At 71.7% G+C, this 17,455-nt stretch carries 14 protein-coding genes; 13 read left to right on the top strand and 1 reads right to left on the bottom strand.

The window, feature by feature from the left end; genetic code table 11:
* Window positions 1-370: 370 nt before the first annotated feature.
* From ACNTMW_RS16780 to topA, 4 genes are all read left to right on the top strand, one after another.
* Window positions 371-2,716, top strand: coding sequence for a sodium-translocating pyrophosphatase (locus tag ACNTMW_RS16780; protein WP_426634555.1), 2,346 nt, complete (start codon window positions 371-373; stop codon window positions 2,714-2,716).
* A 185-nt stretch (window positions 2,717-2,901) separates the two neighbouring features.
* Window positions 2,902-3,465, top strand: a complete 564-nt coding sequence (locus tag ACNTMW_RS16775) for a hypothetical protein (RefSeq protein ID WP_426634646.1) — start codon at window positions 2,902-2,904, stop codon at window positions 3,463-3,465.
* A complete protein-coding gene (locus tag ACNTMW_RS16770; protein ID WP_426634554.1) occupies window positions 3,456-4,052 on the top strand; it encodes a hypothetical protein in 597 nt (198 codons plus the stop codon). The genes ACNTMW_RS16775 and ACNTMW_RS16770 overlap by 10 nt, the downstream gene beginning before the upstream one ends.
* Before the next feature lie 177 nt (window positions 4,053-4,229).
* Window positions 4,230-7,001 (top strand): type I DNA topoisomerase, encoded by a 2,772-nt coding sequence (gene topA, locus ACNTMW_RS16765; RefSeq protein WP_426634553.1) that lies wholly within the window; start codon window positions 4,230-4,232, stop codon window positions 6,999-7,001.
* A gap of 364 nt (window positions 7,002-7,365) precedes the next feature.
* On the opposite strand, the gene ACNTMW_RS16760 is transcribed toward topA, so the two are convergent.
* Window positions 7,366-8,685 carry a D-arabinono-1,4-lactone oxidase gene (locus ACNTMW_RS16760; RefSeq protein ID WP_426634552.1) on the bottom strand — a complete coding sequence of 440 codons (1,320 nt, stop codon included), beginning with the start codon at window positions 8,683-8,685 and terminating at the stop codon, window positions 7,366-7,368.
* A 300-nt stretch (window positions 8,686-8,985) separates the two neighbouring features.
* On the opposite strand from ACNTMW_RS16760, the gene ACNTMW_RS16755 reads away from it, so the two are divergent.
* The 9 genes from ACNTMW_RS16755 to ACNTMW_RS16715 all read left to right on the top strand — a co-directional run bounded on the left by ACNTMW_RS16755 (window position 8,986) and on the right by ACNTMW_RS16715 (window position 17,275).
* The gene (locus tag ACNTMW_RS16755; protein ID WP_426634645.1) at window positions 8,986-9,534 is read left to right on the top strand and encodes a TetR/AcrR family transcriptional regulator; all 549 of its coding nucleotides are present in this window, start codon (window positions 8,986-8,988) and stop codon (window positions 9,532-9,534) included.
* Window positions 9,535-9,622: 88 nt separating this feature from the next.
* Window positions 9,623-10,552, top strand: coding sequence for a Rossmann-like and DUF2520 domain-containing protein (locus ACNTMW_RS16750; protein WP_426634551.1), 930 nt, complete (start codon window positions 9,623-9,625; stop codon window positions 10,550-10,552).
* Between the two features lie 128 nt (window positions 10,553-10,680).
* Complete coding sequence (gene panC / locus ACNTMW_RS16745) at window positions 10,681-11,511, top strand: pantoate--beta-alanine ligase (protein WP_426634644.1); 831 nt, start codon at window positions 10,681-10,683, stop codon at window positions 11,509-11,511.
* Complete coding sequence (gene panD / locus ACNTMW_RS16740) at window positions 11,511-11,939, top strand: aspartate 1-decarboxylase (RefSeq protein WP_426634550.1); 429 nt, start codon at window positions 11,511-11,513, stop codon at window positions 11,937-11,939. The genes panC and panD overlap by 1 nt, the downstream gene beginning before the upstream one ends.
* A 48-nt stretch (window positions 11,940-11,987) precedes the next feature.
* Complete coding sequence (locus ACNTMW_RS16735; RefSeq protein WP_426634549.1) at window positions 11,988-12,893, top strand: septum formation family protein; 906 nt, start codon at window positions 11,988-11,990, stop codon at window positions 12,891-12,893.
* A gap of 95 nt (window positions 12,894-12,988) precedes the next feature.
* The gene (locus tag ACNTMW_RS16730; protein WP_426634548.1) at window positions 12,989-13,852 is read left to right on the top strand and encodes a septum formation family protein; all 864 of its coding nucleotides are present in this window, start codon (window positions 12,989-12,991) and stop codon (window positions 13,850-13,852) included.
* Between the two features lie 140 nt (window positions 13,853-13,992).
* The gene (locus tag ACNTMW_RS16725) at window positions 13,993-15,657 is read left to right on the top strand and encodes an L-aspartate oxidase (protein WP_426634643.1); all 1,665 of its coding nucleotides are present in this window, start codon (window positions 13,993-13,995) and stop codon (window positions 15,655-15,657) included.
* A complete protein-coding gene (gene nadC / locus ACNTMW_RS16720) occupies window positions 15,654-16,505 on the top strand; it encodes a carboxylating nicotinate-nucleotide diphosphorylase (protein WP_426634547.1) in 852 nt (283 codons plus the stop codon). Before ACNTMW_RS16725 ends, nadC begins: the two co-directional genes overlap by 4 nt.
* A 5-nt stretch (window positions 16,506-16,510) precedes the next feature.
* Complete coding sequence (locus ACNTMW_RS16715; protein ID WP_426634546.1) at window positions 16,511-17,275, top strand: type III pantothenate kinase; 765 nt, start codon at window positions 16,511-16,513, stop codon at window positions 17,273-17,275.
* Window positions 17,276-17,455: the final 180 nt, after the last annotated feature.

The following is a 17,455-nucleotide window of genomic DNA, read 5'->3' as shown; positions in this document are numbered from 1 at the left end:
CAGCCGCTGCGCGGTTCCGGCCGGAGCCGGACCGCTGCGTCAGGCAGGGCACCTCGCGGGTCATCCCGTACCGATCATGCAGGTCACCGCTTCGTTCCGGCACTGCCAACCTGATTGGGAGCGGTTCCAGCGGGTACTGCGGCTACTTCCCAGTAGGTACCGCAGCTACTACGTTAACGATCACCGATGCGACACGGGGGTCGTCGGTGTGACCGGGCACACGTAATGCGGCTACAGTACGCGGGTCATATGTGACATCCCGGGTCCCGCACGGGGGGCGAAGTGGATGTCGGGACGCCCCGCGTGAAGACTGGATCGCTGGCGTGTCGCCCGCGGTACCTGTCATGTGCTTGGTATCAGGAGGACGCGAATGTCCAGGCAATATCTCGCCCAGGACGGCGAGGTGGCCCTTACCGGCAACAACCTGACCTACATCATCATCGCCGCGGTCATCGCCCTGGTGGCCCTCGGTTTCGCGGCGGCACTGGTGAAGGTGGTGCTCGGCGCCGGCCGGGGTACAGAGAAAATGCAGGAGATCGCCGGGGCGGTACAGGAGGGCGCTACGGCGTACCTGTTCCGTCAGTTCAAGACCCTCGGCATCTTCGTCGTCATCGCGGTCGTGCTGCTGTTCCTGCTCCCCGTCAACGAGTCGGCAGGCAGCGAGACGGCGATCAAGATCGGCCGCGCGCTCTTCTTCATCATCGGCGCGGCCTTCTCCGCGTTCATCGGCGCTGCCGGGATGGCGATGGCGACCCGCGCGAACCTGCGGGTCGCGGCGGCCGCCCGGGAGGCCGAGGGCGGCCGGGAGAAGGCGATGCTGATCGCGTTCCGGACGGGCGGTGTCGTCGGGTTCCTCACCGTCGGTCTCGGCCTGTTCGGCGCGTCGGTCGTCGTGTACCTCTACAAGGGCGACGCCCCCACCGTTCTGGAGGGCTTCGGCTTCGGCGCCGCCCTGCTCGCCATGTTCATGCGGGTCGGCGGCGGCATCTTCACCAAGGCCGCGGACGTCGGCGCCGACCTGGTCGGCAAGGTCGAGCAGAACATCCCCGAGGACGACCCGCGCAACGCGGCGACGATCGCCGACAACGTGGGTGACAACGTCGGTGACTGCGCCGGTATGGCAGCCGACCTGTTCGAGTCGTACGCGGTGACCCTCGTCGCCGCGCTCATCCTCGGCAAGGCGGCGTTCGGCGACGAAGGGCTGGTCTTCCCGCTCATCGTCCCCACGATCGGCGTGCTGACCGCGATCATCGGGGTCTTCATCACCCGGCTGCGCAAGTCCGACCGGTCCGGCCTCACCGCGATCAACCGGGCCTTCTACGCGTCCGCCCTGATCTCGGCGATCCTGGTGGCCGTCGCGGCGTTCGCCTACCTGCCCACCACCTTCGGCGGCCTGCACCACTCCCCGCTGGAGAACGTCAGCCGCAATCCTCGCATGATCGCCATCGTGGCCGTGGTCATCGGCATCGTGCTCGCCGCGGTCATCCAGGCTCTCACCGGGTACTTCACCGAGACCGGCCGACGCCCGGTACAGGACATCGGCAAGACCGCGCTGACCGGCCCGGCGACCGTGGTACTGGCGGGTGTCAGCGTCGGCTTCGAGTCCGCGGTGTACTCCGCGATCGTCATCGCCGCCGGCGTGTACGGCGCCTTCCTGCTCGGCGGCGGCTCCATCACGCTGTCGCTGTTCGCGGTGGCGCTGGCCGGTACCGGCCTGCTCACCACGGTCGGCGTGATCGTGGCCATGGACACGTTCGGCCCGATCAGCGACAACGCACAGGGCATCGCCGAGATGTCCGGTGAGATCGACGAGCACGGCGCGCACACCCTCACCGAACTCGACGCGGTGGGCAACACGACCAAGGCGATCACCAAGGGCATCGCCATCGCGACCGCGGTTCTCGCCGCGACCGCGCTGTTCGGGTCGTACACCGACACCGTCACCGCCGCGCTGCGCAACGCCAACGTCGGTACGTCGATGGACCAGATCCTCAACCTGGCCAACCCGGGCAACCTGGTCGGCCTGCTGGTCGGCGCGGCGGTCGTGTTCCTGTTCTCCGGCCTGGCCATCAACGCGGTGTCCCGGTCCGCGGGCGCGGTGGTGTTCGAGGTGCGCCGCCAGTTCCGGGAGCTGCCGGGCATCATGACCGGCGCACAGCGGCCGGAGTACGGCAAGGTCGTCGACATCTGCACCCGCGACGCCCAGCGCGAGCTCATGACGCCGGGCCTGCTCGCGGTCATGGCCCCGGTCGCGGTGGGCTTCGGCCTCGGTATCGGTCCGCTGGCCGCCTACCTGGCCGGTGTCGTCGGCACCGGCACGCTGATGGCGCTGTTCCTGGCCAACTCCGGTGGTGCCTGGGACAACGCGAAGAAGATGGTGGAGGACGGCGCGCACGGCGGCAAGGGCTCCGACGCGCACGCCGCGACCGTCATCGGCGACACGGTGGGTGACCCGTTCAAGGACACCGCCGGCCCGGCGATCAACCCGCTGATGAAGGTCATGAACCTGGTCGCGCTGCTCATCGCGCCGGCCGTGGTGGCCTACAGCACGGGCGCCGACAAGAACACCCCGCTACGGGTGGCCATTGCGGTCGTGGCCGTGCTGATCATCGTGGCTGCGGTGGTGTTCAGCAAGCGCAAGCCGATCGCCGTGGCCGAAGGTGGCGACCGCGGGGCCGGCATCACCACCGAGAAGTCGGCGCGGGTGAGCGCCTGATCGCGAAGACCGGGAGGAGGCCCTGACCTGGGCCGACCCGGCTGGACGCAGGATGCCCGGGCGCGGCGCCACCGCCGTGCCCGGGCATCACGCTTTCCAGGCACCGTGACGGGAGTCGAGCACCCCGGTCGCCGCGCGTATCTACTGGCCTGTCGGTCCGGCGATCTACGCTGACCGCCATGACCATGACGTCGACGACCGCGCCACGCGTACCCCGGCTCGTGCCGTCGATGCTGGCCGTCCTGCTGCTCCCCGCCATGGGCCTGGTCGCCGGCTGCGGTTCCGGCTCCGGCGTGGCGCCCACGACCTGGGCAAAATCGGTATGCACCGCCCTGTCGCCCTGGCGCAGCACGCTCGCCACGCTCACCGACTCCACCCAGGCGCAGCTGACCAGCTCGACCACGCCGGCGCAGGCCAAGGAGAACCTGGTCGGGCTGCTGTCCGGGGCGGAGACGGCGAGCGAGACGGCGCGCCGACGGGTGGCCGACGCGGGCGTCCCCGACGTCGACGGCGGCAGGGACATCGCGGACCGGTTCGTGGCGTCGCTGCGGACCGCGCGGGACGCGTACGCCCGTGCCCGTGGCGCCGTCGCGGGCCTCGACCCGGTCGACGCGCAGGTGTTCTACTCATCGGTGGCGACCGCGTTCGACCAGCTCCAGCGCGACTACGCGGCCAGCGCGCTGGACACCGACAAGCTCTCCTCGGAGCCGCTACGGAAGGCGTTCAACGAGGTACCCGAGTGTCACTAGCCAAGCCACCAGGCAAGCAGTTGTCCCTGTTCGGGGTCGAGGCGCGGCCGGCGTCGCCGCTCGACTTCGAAGGGCTGCTCGCCGGGGCCGGTCAGGTCGTCCGGATGGGCGGCACCGCGCGGGTGTCGATCGTGGTCGACGAGCCGTGGCGGGCCCGGGCGCTGCTGGTCGAGGCGCGGGCCCGGGGGCTCACGGCCACCTGCGAGCCGGGAGAAGTGGAGGGGCACATCGGCTTCCGCACCGCGTACTCGTCGGCGCTCGCCGCGCTCGGCGCGGCCTGGCTGCGCGGTGCGGTCAAGCACCCGCCGCCGGGCTTCGCCCTGGAGGGCCGGCGGCTGCGGCTGTGGGCGATCGCGGCCGGCGGTCGGGACGGGGCGTCGGCGTTCACCCTGCGCCTGGGCGCGACCGGCGAGCCGCACTGGGAGCTGGTCGGTCGGGCTCTTGCCACGGTCGGCCTGCCGGCCGTGCTGCTGGGGCCGCGGGCCGGCGGCCCGGCGTACCGGATCGTCGGCCGACGCCGGTTGGCCCGGCTGGCCGAGCTGGTGGGTGACCCACCCCCCGGTGCACCACCGGGGATTTGGGTCTGAAATGCAGACATGCGAGCGGGAAATCGGGTATCACTGGGGGTCCGGCCGGCTTATCGGTGTACGGTGGCGCCATCTGTCCTGTGACGCGCCCCCTAATCCGGTTCCCGGTCGGCGCGTTACGTTTGACAATCGTCAGCCGACCGGGCTGATATCCGCAGAGCATCCACGGGGAGAACCGTGCCCAACTCCGCCAAGACAACGCGGCTGGTCATCGTCGAGTCCCCGGCGAAGGCCAAGACGATCTCCGGCTACCTCGGTCCGGGGTATGTCGTCGAGGCGAGCCTGGGCCACGTCCGCGACCTTCCGCGCAACGCCGCCGACGTGCCGGCCAAGTACAAGGGGGAGCCGTGGGCGCGGCTCGGCGTTGACGTCGACAACGATTTCCAGGCCCTGTACGTGGTCAGCTCCGACCGCAAGCAGCAGATCGCCAAGCTGATCAAGCTGGCGAAGGAGGTCGACGAGGTCTTCCTCGCCACGGACGAGGACCGCGAGGGCGAGGCCATCGCCTGGCACCTGCTGGAGACGATCAAGCCCAAGGTCCCGGTCAAGCGGATGGTCTTCCACGAGATCACCCGGCCGGCGATCCAGGCCGCGGTGGCCAACCCGCGCGAGATCGACCGGGCCCTGGTCGACGCCCAGGAGGCGCGGCGGATCCTCGACCGGCTCTACGGGTACGAGGTGTCGCCGGTCCTGTGGAAGAAGGTCATGCCGAAGCTGTCGGCGGGCCGGGTGCAGTCGGTCGCCACCCGCATCGTGGTGGAGCGGGAGCGCGAGCGGATGCGGTTCCGCGCCGCCGAGTACTGGGACATCCGGGCGATGCTGGCCACCGACGGCACGGCCGACGGCCCGCGGACGTTCCCGGCGACGCTGATCGCGCTCGACGGCGACCGGATCGCCACCGGCAAGGACTTCGACCCGGCGACCGGCCGGGTCCGGCCCGGCGCCGGCGTCGTACACCTCGACGAGCAGGGCGCCCGTGGGCTGGCGGCCCGGCTGGACGGCCGGCCGTTCACCGTCACCCGGGTCGAGGAGAAGCCGTACCGGCGCAAGCCGTACGCGCCGTTCATCACCTCGACGCTGCAGCAGGAGGCGTCCCGCAAGCTGCGTTTCTCGTCGCAGCAGACGATGCGCACGGCCCAGCGGCTGTACGAGAACGGCTACATCACCTATATGCGTACCGACTCGGTGAACCTCTCCGAGTCGGCGATCGCGGCGGCCCGGACGCAGATCCGCGAGCTGTACGGCGACGTGGCGGTGCCGCCGCAGCCCCGGCGGTACACGGGCAAGGTCAAGAACGCCCAGGAGGCGCACGAGGCGATCCGGCCGGCCGGTGACAGCTTCCGTACCCCGGGCGAGGTCGCCAAGGAGCTGTCGGCCGAGGAGTTCCGGCTGTACGAGCTGATCTGGCGGCGCACGATCGCCTCCCAGATGACCGACGCGGTCGGCAACTCGATCTCGGTGCGGATCAACGCGACGACGCTTTCGGACGAGTCGGTGGATTTCGCCGCTACCGGTAAGACGATCACCGACCCGGGCTTCCTGCGCGCGTACGTGGAGTCGTCCGACGACGAGAACGCCGAGGCCGAGGATGCCGAGCGGCGCCTGCCGAACCTGGTCAAGGGCCAGGGCCTGACCGCGGAGGAGCTGGCCGCGATCGGGCACACCACCCAGCCGCCGGCCCGCTACACCGAGGCGTCGCTGGTCAAGGCCCTGGAGGAACTGGGCATCGGCCGGCCGTCCACCTACGCGTCGATCATGCAGACGATCCAGGACCGCGGGTACGTGTTCAAGCGCGGCCAGGCGCTGATCCCGTCGTTCCTGGCGTTCGCGGTGGTCGGGCTGCTGGAGCGGTACTTCCCGCGGCTGGTCGACTACAGCTTCACCGCCACGATGGAGGACGAGCTCGACGAGATCGCCGGCGGCGACGCGGCCGCGATCGACTTCCTGCGTACCTTCTACTTCGGCGGCGTCGGCGACGAGGGTTCGGTGAGCGGCGCGGGCGGCCTCAAGCGGATGGTCACCGAGCAGCTCGGCGAGATCGACGCGCGCGGGGTCAACTCGATCCCGCTGATCGACGGTGTGGTCGCCCGGGTCGGCCGGTTCGGCCCGTACCTCCAGCGCGGCGGCGAGGACGGCGACCGGGTGTCGCTGCCCGACGGCATCGCACCCGACGAGCTGACCCCGGAGAAGATCGAGGAGCTGTTCCTCGGCGGTGGTGGCGAGCGGACGCTCGGCGAGCACCCGGAAACCGGCGAGCCGATCGTGATCAAGTCCGGGCGGTACGGCCCGTACATCTCCTCCGGTGACCGCAACGCGTCGCTGCTGAGCAACCAGGCGCCGGACTCGTTGACCCTCGAGCAGGCGCTGCAACTGCTGACGCTGCCCCGGGTGGTCGGGGTCGACACCGATGGGGTCGAGATCACCGCTCACGCCGGTCGCTACGGCCCGTACGTCAAGAAGGGCGACGAGACCCGGTCCCTGGAGTCGGAAGCGCAGCTGTTCACGGTCACCCTCGACGAGGCACGGGCGCTGCTGGCCGCGCCGAAGACGCGGGGCCGCCGGACGGCCGCCGCGCCGCTGCGGGAGCTGGGCGCCGACCCGCTGACCGAGAAGCCCCTGGTGATCAAGGATGGCCGGTTCGGCCCGTACGTGACCGACGGGGAGACCAACGCGTCGCTGCGGCGCGGGCAGGCCGTCGAGACGATGACGGTCGAGCAGGCCAGCGAGATGCTGGCCGAGAAGCGGGCGAAGGGGCCGGCGACGCCGCGCAAGGCGGCGAAGAAGGCTCCGGCGAAGAAGGCCGCCGCGAAGGCGACCAAGACGACGGCGGCCAAGGCCACGAAGGCCACCAAGGCGGCGGGGGAGAAGGTGACCGCCACCAAGGCCACCAAGGCCACCAAGACTCCGGCCAAGAAGGCTCCGGCCAAGAAGGCCGCCGCCGAGTCCTGATCGGTGAGCCGGCGCGGCCGAGCCCTCCAGGGGCTACGGCCGCGCCGGCTCACCGGTGTATCCGCTCCATCCGCTGCACCCCGTACGGCGACGTCCGCGCCCGTACGTCGACGTCACGCGGACCGGCGCGCCGTTGTCCACAGGGCGTGCCGGAGCCCACCGCTGGCGCCGTGGCGTGCCGCAAGATCCCGCCGGTCTCCTGCCCGTACTCCCCATCGCCTGTGGATAACTGGGGAAAGCCTGTGGGTAACCGCCGACCGATTGTGAATAACGGCGGGTCATGGCTGTGGGCAACGCTGTGGAAAACGGGGTGGACCTGTGGAGAGCCGGCTGTGGAGAGCTGTGGAGAACCGGCTGTGGACAACTAGCCGAGCACCCGGTCCAGGTACTCGTTCGCGAAGACCCGGCCCGGGTCGAGCCGGTCGCGGACGGCGCGGAAGTCCGCGAACCGGGGATAGGCGGACTCCAAGAAGGACGCGTCCTGGAAGTGCTGCTTGCCCCAGTGCGGCCGGCCGCCCAGATCCGTGGCTACCGCTTCGAACCGCCGGAAGTACTCCTCGTACGGCATCCCGACGAACTGGTGGATGGCGATGTAGGCGGAGTCCCGACCGTAGCCGTGTGACAGCCAGAGGTCGTCGGCGCAGGTGAAGCGCACCTCGACCGGGAAGGCGACCCGGAACGGCAGCGTGTCGACGATCCGCCGAAGCTTTGCCAGCGCCGGGCGCAGGGCCTCGCGGGGCAGGGCGTACTCCATCTCCACGAAGCGCACCCGCCGGGGCGTGCAGAACACCCGGTACGACGGGCCGGTGTAGCTCCGGGCGGTCAGTGCCCGGGCGGCGACCCGGCTGATCGTCGGGACCAGCGTCGGCACGGACCGGCCCAGCCGGCACGCGCCGGCGAAGACCCGGTTGGACAGGAACTCGTCATCGAGCCAGCCGCGCCAGCGCGGCAGCGGCGCGTCGTCGTCGGGTACCCGGTTGTTGCGCTTGAGCTGTACCCGGTCGGTGTAGGGGAACCAGTAGAACTCGACGTGGTCGTCGGCCTCGACCAGCGACTCGAGGTCGGCGAGGACGGCCGGCAGCGCTGCCGGCCGCTCCTCGGCCCGCAGCGTGAACGCGTCGACACAGCGCAGCGTCACCTCGGTGACGATGCCGAGGGCGCCGACGTTGACGGCGGCCGCGCGCAGCAGGTCGGGCGATGACGACCGGGAGCAGCGGATTACCTCGGCGGTGCCGGTGACGATCTCCAGCGCCTCGACGAAGGTGGACAGGCACCCGAGGCGGGCGCCGGTGCCGTGGGTACCGGTCGCGAGCGCACCCGAAATCGTCTGGGTGTCGATGTCGCCCAAATTGGGTAGCGCCATTCCATGCCCGGCGAGAACGGTGTTCAACCGGTGCAGTGGCATGCCGGCCTGGACGGTCACCAGCCGGGCGGCGGGGTCGATCGCGACGAGGTCGGCCAGGGCGCCGAGCTCCACCCGTACCCCTGTGGTGGCGGCGGCGGTGGTGAAGGAGTGACCGCTGCCCACGGCCTTGATCCGGAGGCCGTCGGAGGCCGCGTCGGCGACCGCTGACACCACGTCGTCACGCACTGTCGGGGATATGACACGGACTGCGGTACTCGACGCGGTGCCCGACCAGTTAGACCATGAGATGTGCGTCACATCCGTGTGAATACTCTTCATGTATAGCCGAGTCAACAGGTTCGCGCCGCGCTCGGGTTAGCCGAGGGTGGTCGCGGAGCCGGGTGGCGACGGTGCGGCCGGAGGGGGAGCCGGCCGTGCGGGGGTGGCGCAACGCGCCGATGGGAGCGTTCGACCGACCGCGCCATCGGGGCTGGGTAGGTTGACCGATTCGAGGAACGAGGGGGGTGTACGTCAGTGGTGACACCGACAACCGCCAAGCCGGCCAACGACCGGACCCGCGCCGACGGACCGCTGCGTCGCGTACCGGTGCAGGGACGGAGCGTCGCGCGGGTCGCGCGCATGCTCGATGCCTGTGCCGAGCTGGTGGACGAGGTCGGGTACGACGGGCTGACAACGACACTGCTGGCCGAACGCGCCGGGGTGGCGATCGGTTCGGTGTACCAGTTCTTCCCCGACAAGCGCGCGGTGGTGCAGGCGCTCACCATGCGCAACCTGGAGGCGTACCTGCGGCTGCTGGGCGCCCGGATCGCGGAGGAGCGGTTCACGTACTGGTGGGACGCCGTGGACGCGGCGATCGACGAGTACATCATGATGCACCGGACCACCCCGGGCTTCCGGACGCTGCACTTCGGTGACGTGGTCGACGTCCACCTGCTCGACGACGAGCGCGACAACAACGCGGTGATCGTCGAGCAGCTCGCGGCCCTGCTGGTCGAGCGGTTCGGCATCACGCCGGGCCGGGAGCTGGAGTTCGCGCTGAACATCGCGGTGGAGACGGCCGACGCTCTGATCAAGATGGCGTTCCGGCGGGATCCGGTCGGGGACCCGCTGGTGATCTCCGAGGCGAAGGAGCTGATCCGGGAGTATCTGCACCGACATGTGAGGTAAGTGGCGCACGCCACATGTGCTGTCGGTGATCTCGGCATCAGCGCATACTTGCGGCGACCGGTACCCCGTTGGTGAGGACTGGATCGTCATGAGTGCATCGCCGCCCACCGTCGGCACGCCGTCATCCGCCGGCACGCCGCTGACCGTCGGCATCGTCGGCGCCGGCCGGGTCGGCGCGGTCCTCGGGGCCGCGCTCACCGCCGCCGGCCACCGGGTCATCGCCGCCTCCGGCGTCTCCGCCGCATCGCGCGACCGCATCTCCCACCTGCTGCCCGGCACCCCCGTACTACCCGCGGACGAGGTCGCCGCCCGCGCCCGGTTCGTCATCGTCTCGGTACCCGACGACGCGCTCAGCGCGCTGGTCACCGGGCTGGCCGAGACGGGTGCACTGGGCGCGGGGCAGGTCGTCGCACACACCTCCGGCGCCCACGGCCTCGGCGTCCTCGCCCCGGCCGTGGTCGCGGGGGCGAACGCCCTCGCGCTCCACCCCGCGATGACCTTCACCGGTACCCGGGTGGACCTGCCACGGCTGCGCGCGGGCGTGAGCTTCGGGGTGACCGCCCCGGCCGACCTGCGCGCCTTCGCCACCCGGATCGTCGCCGACCTGGGCGGCGCGGTGGAGTGGATCACCGAGGAGGGCCGGGTGCTCTACCACGCCGCGCTCGCCCACGGCGCCAACCACCTCGTGACCCTGGTCAACGAGGCGATGGACCGGCTGCGTGACGCCGGGGTGGGCGACCCGGCCCGGGTACTCGACCCGCTGCTGCGCGCGGCCCTGGACAACGCGCTGCGCCTGGGTGACGCGGCGCTGACCGGCCCGGTGTCGCGCGGCGACGCCGGTACGGTCACCCGCCACCTGGCCACGCTCGACGCGACCGCACCGGAGTCGGTGCCGGCGTACCTGGTGCTCGCCCGGCGCACCGCCGATCGCGCGATCGCCGCCGGGCGGCTGCGCGCCACCGACGCCGAGCCGCTGCTGGACGTGCTCGCCGGACATCGTGAGGAGGCGACGGCATGACCGAGACGGACGTGCGGGGCCGAGCGGATAGCCCGACCGACGCACACCGCCGGGCGGGCGGCCCCACCGGCCTCTCCGGCCCGGTCGTCGCGCACAGCCGCGCCGAACTGGCGGCGGCACGCGCCGGGATGCCCGGCACGGTCGGCGTGGTGATGACGATGGGCGCCCTGCACGCCGGCCACGCCGAGCTGCTGCGCACCGCCCGCGCCGCCTGCGACCACGTCGTCATGACGCTGTTCGTCAATCCGCTGCAGTTCGGGCCGAACGAGGACTTCGACCGGTACCCGCGCACCTTCGATCACGATCTGGAGGTCGCCGCTGCCGCCGGGGTCGATGTCGTCTTCGCGCCGACCGTGCCGGAGATGTACCCGCACGGCGAGCCGACGGTACGGTTCAGCCCCGGCCCGCTGGGCGGGATCCTGGAGGGCGCGAGCCGGCCGGGCCACTTCGCCGGCATGCTGACCGTGGTCTGCAAGCTGCTGCACCTGACCCGCGCCGACGTCGCGTACTTCGGCGAGAAGGACTACCAGCAGCTCGCGCTCATCCGGGCGATGGTCCGCGACCTGGACCTCGACGTGGAGATCCGCGGCGTGCCGACGGTACGGGAGGCCGACGGCCTGGCGCTGTCCAGCCGCAACCGGTACCTCTCGCCGGACCAGCGGCGTACCGCCCTGGCGCTGTCGCGCGCGCTGCGGGCCGGCGCGGCGACGGCGGCGGAGGGCGGGGACGCCGAGGCGGTCCTCGCCGCCGCCCGACGCGAGCTCGGCGGCTCCCGCGAGCTCGGCGGAGCCCCGCAGCGTGACGGCTCCGGCGAGCTTGATGGCCCGGACGTCGACTATCTCGTCCTGACCGACCCCGACCTCGGTCCGGCGCCCGAGCGCGGCCCGGCGCGGCTGCTCGTCGCCGCGAAGGTCGGGACCACCCGACTCATTGACAACGCACCGGTGGAGATTCATTGATGTTCAGTCGGACCATGCTCAAGTCGAAGATCCACCGTGCCACGGTGACCCAGGCGGACCTGCACTACGTCGGCTCGGTGACGGTGGACGAGGACCTGATGGACGCGGCCGACCTGCTCGCGGGTGAGCAGGTGGCGATCGTGGACGTGACCAACGGAGCCCGGCTGGAGACCTATGTGATCCCCGGGGTGCGCGGCAGCGGGGTGATCGGCATCAACGGTGCCGCCGCCCACCTGGTGCACCCGGGTGACCTGGTCATCCTCATCTCGTACGCCCAGATGGACGACGCCACCGCACGCAGCTACCAGCCCCGGGTGGTGCACGTCGACGCCGACAACCACGTGATCGAGCTGGGTGTGGACCCGGCCGCGGCGCCTCCGGGAATGGTGGACGGCCTGCGTCGTGGTGATCTCGCGGCGACCGGCTGACTCACATATGCTCCGCCCACGGGCATATGCCTCGGGGGGAGCTAAATCGTGCGAGGTAAATGTGCTGCCGCGGTACTGGGAACGGTCGCGGTGCTGGTGCTCGCCGGCTGCGGCGGCCCCTCGCCGAGGGGCGGCGGCGCCCTGGCCGACGGCTGGTCCCGGATGCCGGAGCCGACGCCGTCCGTACCGGCCGACCACGCCTGCTACGACGTCGAACGCCCGTCGCCCGGGGCGGCGACGTTGCCGCCGGCGGTCGACTGCGGTGCCCGGCACACCCTGGAGACCGTCCACGTCGGCGCGTTCACCGGCGCGGACGCCGCCGCTGGCGCCCCGCCGCCGGTCGGTGCCGCGGCGCGACAGCGGGCGTACGCCGACTGCGTCGCCGCCGTGACGAACTGGACCGGCGGCGACTGGCGTACCGGCAGGCTGGGCCTCGACGTGGCGGTCGCCCCGGCGGCGCAGTGGGCCGCCGGCAGCCGCTGGTACCGCTGCGACCTGGTCGAGTTCGCCGACCTGACCACCTACACCGTGGTCGGCCGCGTGGGCACCCTCAAGGGCGCCCTGGGCGGCACGCGCCCGGTGGCCCTGGCCTGCTTCGCCGTGACCGCCAAGGGGAAGCAGGTCGCCTCGATGTCGCCGGTGGACTGCCAGAGCGCGCACAACGGCGAGTTCGCCGGTATCTGGGAGGCGCCGCCGGGTGCGTACCCGACCGACGCCGGCCAGCGGGAGAAGGCGCAGCTCGACGGCTGCCGGACGGTGATCGCGTCGTTCACCGGCCTGCCCGTGGATGACCGGCTGCGCTACCGCGTCGGCCAGATCGCCTACGCCTTCGGCCGGGCCGACTGGGAGCTGGGCAACCGGGGTGCCCGCTGCTACCTCTGGGTGGACAACAAGACGTTCACGACGTCGCTGAAGGGCGCCGGTGCGGCCGCCCTGCCGGTCAACGCCGCCTGACCGCGGTCGTCGCCGGTCGACGCTGTCTGACCACCCGCAACGGGTGACCGCAAGATGACTACCCGACGGTAGGTAGCGTCGCGTACCCTCCCGGGGTGCGCAAGCCCTTGATCGCTCTCACCGTCTTCGCCATCGTGGCGGCCCTCGTCGCGGGCGGGTTCTACTGGCTGACCCGGCCGGAGAAGGTCAGCGCGCAGCGGCCCGCGGGCGCCCCGGCGACCGGTACCTGCTGGAACGTCAGCGAGCAGGCCGCCGTCACCGCGTTCCCGTGGCCGGGCTCGCCGGTGGACTGCACGGCCCCGCACACCGCCGAGGTCTTCCTGGTCGGGCAGGTCGACCGGGAGCTGGCCGCCAAGGCCGCCCGCGCCAAGGGCGACGATGCCAAGCTCCAGCAGAACCTGATGTACGCCGAGGCCCGGCACGGCTGCACCGTGTTCGCGCGGCAGTACCTCGGGGGCGACTGGCGCTCCGCCCGGACCCAGATCATCGCCAACTGGATCAAGCCGGCGAAGTCCGGCTTCTTCGGCTGCGCGGTCGTGCAGTCGGCCGCGCCGGCGAGCAAGCGGTTCATCGGGCGTACCGCCAGCCTGCGTGGCGCACTCGGCACGGACGAACTCGCCATCCGGTGCGTGGCGCGCGACGGTGGCGGCGAGATGGCGTACGCGCCGTGCGAGCAGCCGCACGACGGCGAGTTCGTCGGTACCTACACGATCACGCCCCCGGGCGCCCCGTTCGACAAGGAGAAGGTGGCGGCCGCGGCGCTGTCCGGCTGCGGCGGGCTGGTCAACACGTACGTCGGCGGAGCGCGTACCGAGCTGCGCGCCGGCTACGTCGGCCCCACCAGCGCCGGTGACTGGCTGGGCAGCGATCAGACGTTCGCCTGCTACGCGCTCGTGATCGGCGACGACAAGCTGCGCGGATCGGTCAAAGGCATCGGTACCGGGCCGCTACCCCGGTGAAGCCGCTGCCCGGTGACGCGCACCGGGCCGCTGCCCGGGTGCCGGGTTCCGGGTCGCTGCCCGGTGTCGGCTACCGGGTACTGCCCGGTAACCGGACCCACCGCGTGTCCGAGATCCACGGCATGAGGTTGACTGTCGGCATGGATCTGCCCACCCTGCCCGTACTTCCGACCCGGCTGCGCGCACCGCAACCGGGCTGGGCGGAGACGACCGACGTGGTCGTGGTCGGCTCCGGCATCGCCGGGCTCACCGCCGCCCTGCACCTGCGCGAGGCGGGGCTGCACGTCACCGTCGTCACCAAGGTCAACATCGACGACGGGTCGACCCGGTGGGCGCAGGGCGGCATCGCGGCCGTGCTCGACCCGTACGACACGCCGGCCGCCCACGCGCAGGACACCCTCGTCGCCGGGGTGGGGCTCTGCGACCCGGCCGCCGTCGACGTGCTCGTCACCGAGGGGCCGGTCCGGGTACGGGAGCTGATGCGCTGGGGGGCGGAGTTCGACCGCCACCCGGACGGCTCGCTCATGCTCACCCGCGAGGGCGGCCACCACGCCAACCGGATCGTGCACGCGGGCGGCGACGCCACCGGCGCCGAGGTGCAGCGCGCCCTGCACGCGGCCGTGCGTCGCGACCCGTGGATCCGCCTGGTCGAGCACGCCCTGGTCCTCGACCTGCTGCGGGACGCCGCCGGTCGGGCCTGTGGCGTCACGCTGCACGTCCTGGGGGAGGGCAGCGAGGACGGCGTCGGCGCGATCCTCGCCCGCGCCGTCGTCCTGGCCACCGGTGGCATGGGCCAGGTGTACGCGGTGACCACCAACCCCGCCGTCTCCACCGGCGACGGCGTGGCCCTCGCCCTGCGTGCCGGGGCGGCCGTCACCGACCTGGAGTTCGTCCAGTTCCACCCGACCGCGCTCGTCGTGCCGCCGCAGCCGGACGGCGGGGGCGCCGTCGGCGACCCCGCTCAGCAGCCGCTGGTCAGCGAGGCGCTCCGGGGCGAGGGGGCGTACCTGCGCGACGGCGATGGCAGGCGCTTCATGGCCGGCCGGCACGAACTGGCCGAGCTGGCCCCGCGCGACGTGGTCGCCAAGGCCATCCACCGGGTCATGCGGACCGAAGGCGGTCCCAACGTCTGGCTGGACGCGCGGCACCTGGGGGCCGACTTCCTCGACGACCGGTTCCCGACGATCATGGCCCGCTGCCGGGCCGCCGGGATCGAGCCGGCCACCGACCTGATCCCGGTCGCGCCGGCCGCGCACTACGCCAGCGGCGGCGTGCGGACCGACCTGCGCGGCCGCACGTCCATTCCGGGCCTGTACGCGTGCGGCGAGGTCGCCTGCACCGGCGTGCACGGCGCCAACCGGCTCGCCTCCAACTCCCTGCTGGAGGGGCTGGTCTTCGCCCGCCGGATCGCCACCGACCTGGCCACGGACCTGCCACCGCAGACCGACCCGGTGTCCGAGGATGTCCGACAGTGGACGGTCGCGCCGTCGGTGCGCGGGCCGCTGCAGGCCGCGATGAGCCGCGACGCCGGCGTCCTGCGCAGCCACGACTCGCTGACCGCGGCGGCGGCAGTCCTCACCGACCTGGGCGGAGAGCGGGCGCCCGCCAACATGGCGAGCTGGGAGGCGACCAACCTGGTCACCGTCGCGGCCGCCCTGGTCGCCGCCGCGGCCTGTCGCCGGGAGACCCGTGGCTGCCACTGGCGCGACGATTTCCCCACCGCGCACGAGGAGTGGCGCGGCCATCTGCTCGCGACGGTGACCGAGGCCGGCGTGCTGACCGAGGACTGGGAGTCGATGTCGTGAGCCTTGATCCGGATGCCGTCCGCGAGATCGTGCGGCGCGCCCTGGCCGAGGACCTCGGGCCGGACGGCCTGGACGTGACCAGCGTGGCGACGATCCCGGCCGACCAGACCGACACCGGCGACCTGGTCGCCCGTGCCGACGGCGTGGTGGCCGGGATCGACGTGGCCGCCGCCGTCTTCGACGAGGCTTCGAACGGTACCGCCGAGTTCGAGACGAAGGTGTCCGACGGTGCGCGGGTGGCCCGCGGTGACGTGCTGGCCACGGTGGCCGGGCCGACGCGGGCGATCCTCACCGCCGAGCGCACCGCGCTCAACCTGCTGTGCCGGATGTCGGGCGTGGCGACGCACACCCGGGCCTGGGCCGACGCGCTGGCCGGCACCAAGGCGCTGGTGCTCGACACCCGCAAGACCACTCCCGGCCTGCGGATCCTTGAGAAGTACGCGGTACGCGCCGGCGGCGGCACGAACAAGCGGATGGGCCTCTACGACGTCGCCATGATCAAGGACAACCACAAGCTGGCGGCCGGGAGCCTGACGAACGCGTACCGGTTGGTGCGGACGGCCTTCCCCGGCGTCCCGATCCAGGTCGAGGTGGAGACCGTCGCCGAGGCGCATGAGTCGGTCGAGGCCGGTGCGACGTTCCTGCTCTGCGACAACATGGAGCCCGACGTGCTGCGCGAGGTCGTCGCGGCGGTCGGCGGGCGGGCCGAGCTGGAGGCGACCGGCGGGCTCACCCTCGACCGGGCTCGTGAGTACGCCGAAACGGGTGTGGACTACCTTTCCGTAGGGGCGTTGACGCACTCCTCGCCCATCCTCGACATCGCCCTGGACCTGCGCCCCCGGAGCTGACGGCCGTGCTGCTGTGCATCGACATCGGTAACACCAACACCGTTCTCGCCACGTTCGAGGGTGAGAAGCTGGTGCACTCCTGGCGGACGAAGACCGACGCCCGGGACACCGCCGACGAGCTGGGCCTGCTCTTCCGTGGCCTGCTCGCGGGGGACGCCGTCCAGCTGACCGGCATCGCCGCCTGCTCGACCGTACCGGCGGCGCTGCGGTCGCTGCGCACCATGCTCGGTCGCTACTACGCCGACGTGCCGACCGTCATTGTCGAGCCGGGCATCCGCACCGGGGTCCAGCTCGCGATCGACAACCCGAAGGAGGTCGGCACCGACCGGGTGGTCAACACCCTCGCCGCGTACACCCTGTACGGCGGGCCGACGATCGTCGTCGACTTCGGTACCTCCACCAACTTCGACGTGGTCAGCGCGAAGGGCGAGTTCATGGGCGGGGTCCTGGCCCCCGGCATCGAGATCTCCGTCGATGCGCTGGCCGCCCGCGCGGCCCAGCTGCGCAAGGTGGAGCTGGTCAAGCCGCCGCGGATCATCGGCAAGAACACGGTGGAGTGCCTGCAGTCGGGCGTGGTGTACGGCTTCGCCGGCCAGGTCGACGGCATCGTGCGCGGGATCATCTCCGAACTGGGCTCGGTGGAGGCCGTGGTGGCGACCGGTGGGCTGGCCCCGATCGTGATCGGCGAGTGCGCCACGATCACCCACCACGAGCCGATGCTCACGCTGTTCGGCCTGCGCATGATCTACGAGCGCAACGTCTCCGCCTGATCCGCGTGCGTGATCCGCGTGCGTGATCCGCGTGCGTGATCCACACAACGTCCGGGAAGTCGTCGCCTCAGGTGTCTGCTATGACCACAACTTCCCGGAAGTTGCGACGATCATGGGGACGGTGACGATCATGGGGACGGTGACGGTCATGGTGACGGTGACGATCATGGGGGCGGTGAC

Origin of the sequence: Planosporangium spinosum (assembly GCF_049999945.1) — a bacterium.
Lineage (GTDB): Bacteria > Actinomycetota > Actinomycetes > Mycobacteriales > Micromonosporaceae > Planosporangium > Planosporangium spinosum.
The sequence above is the reverse complement of the archived record's forward strand: the minus strand, read 5'-3'. Positions and strand labels throughout refer to the sequence as shown.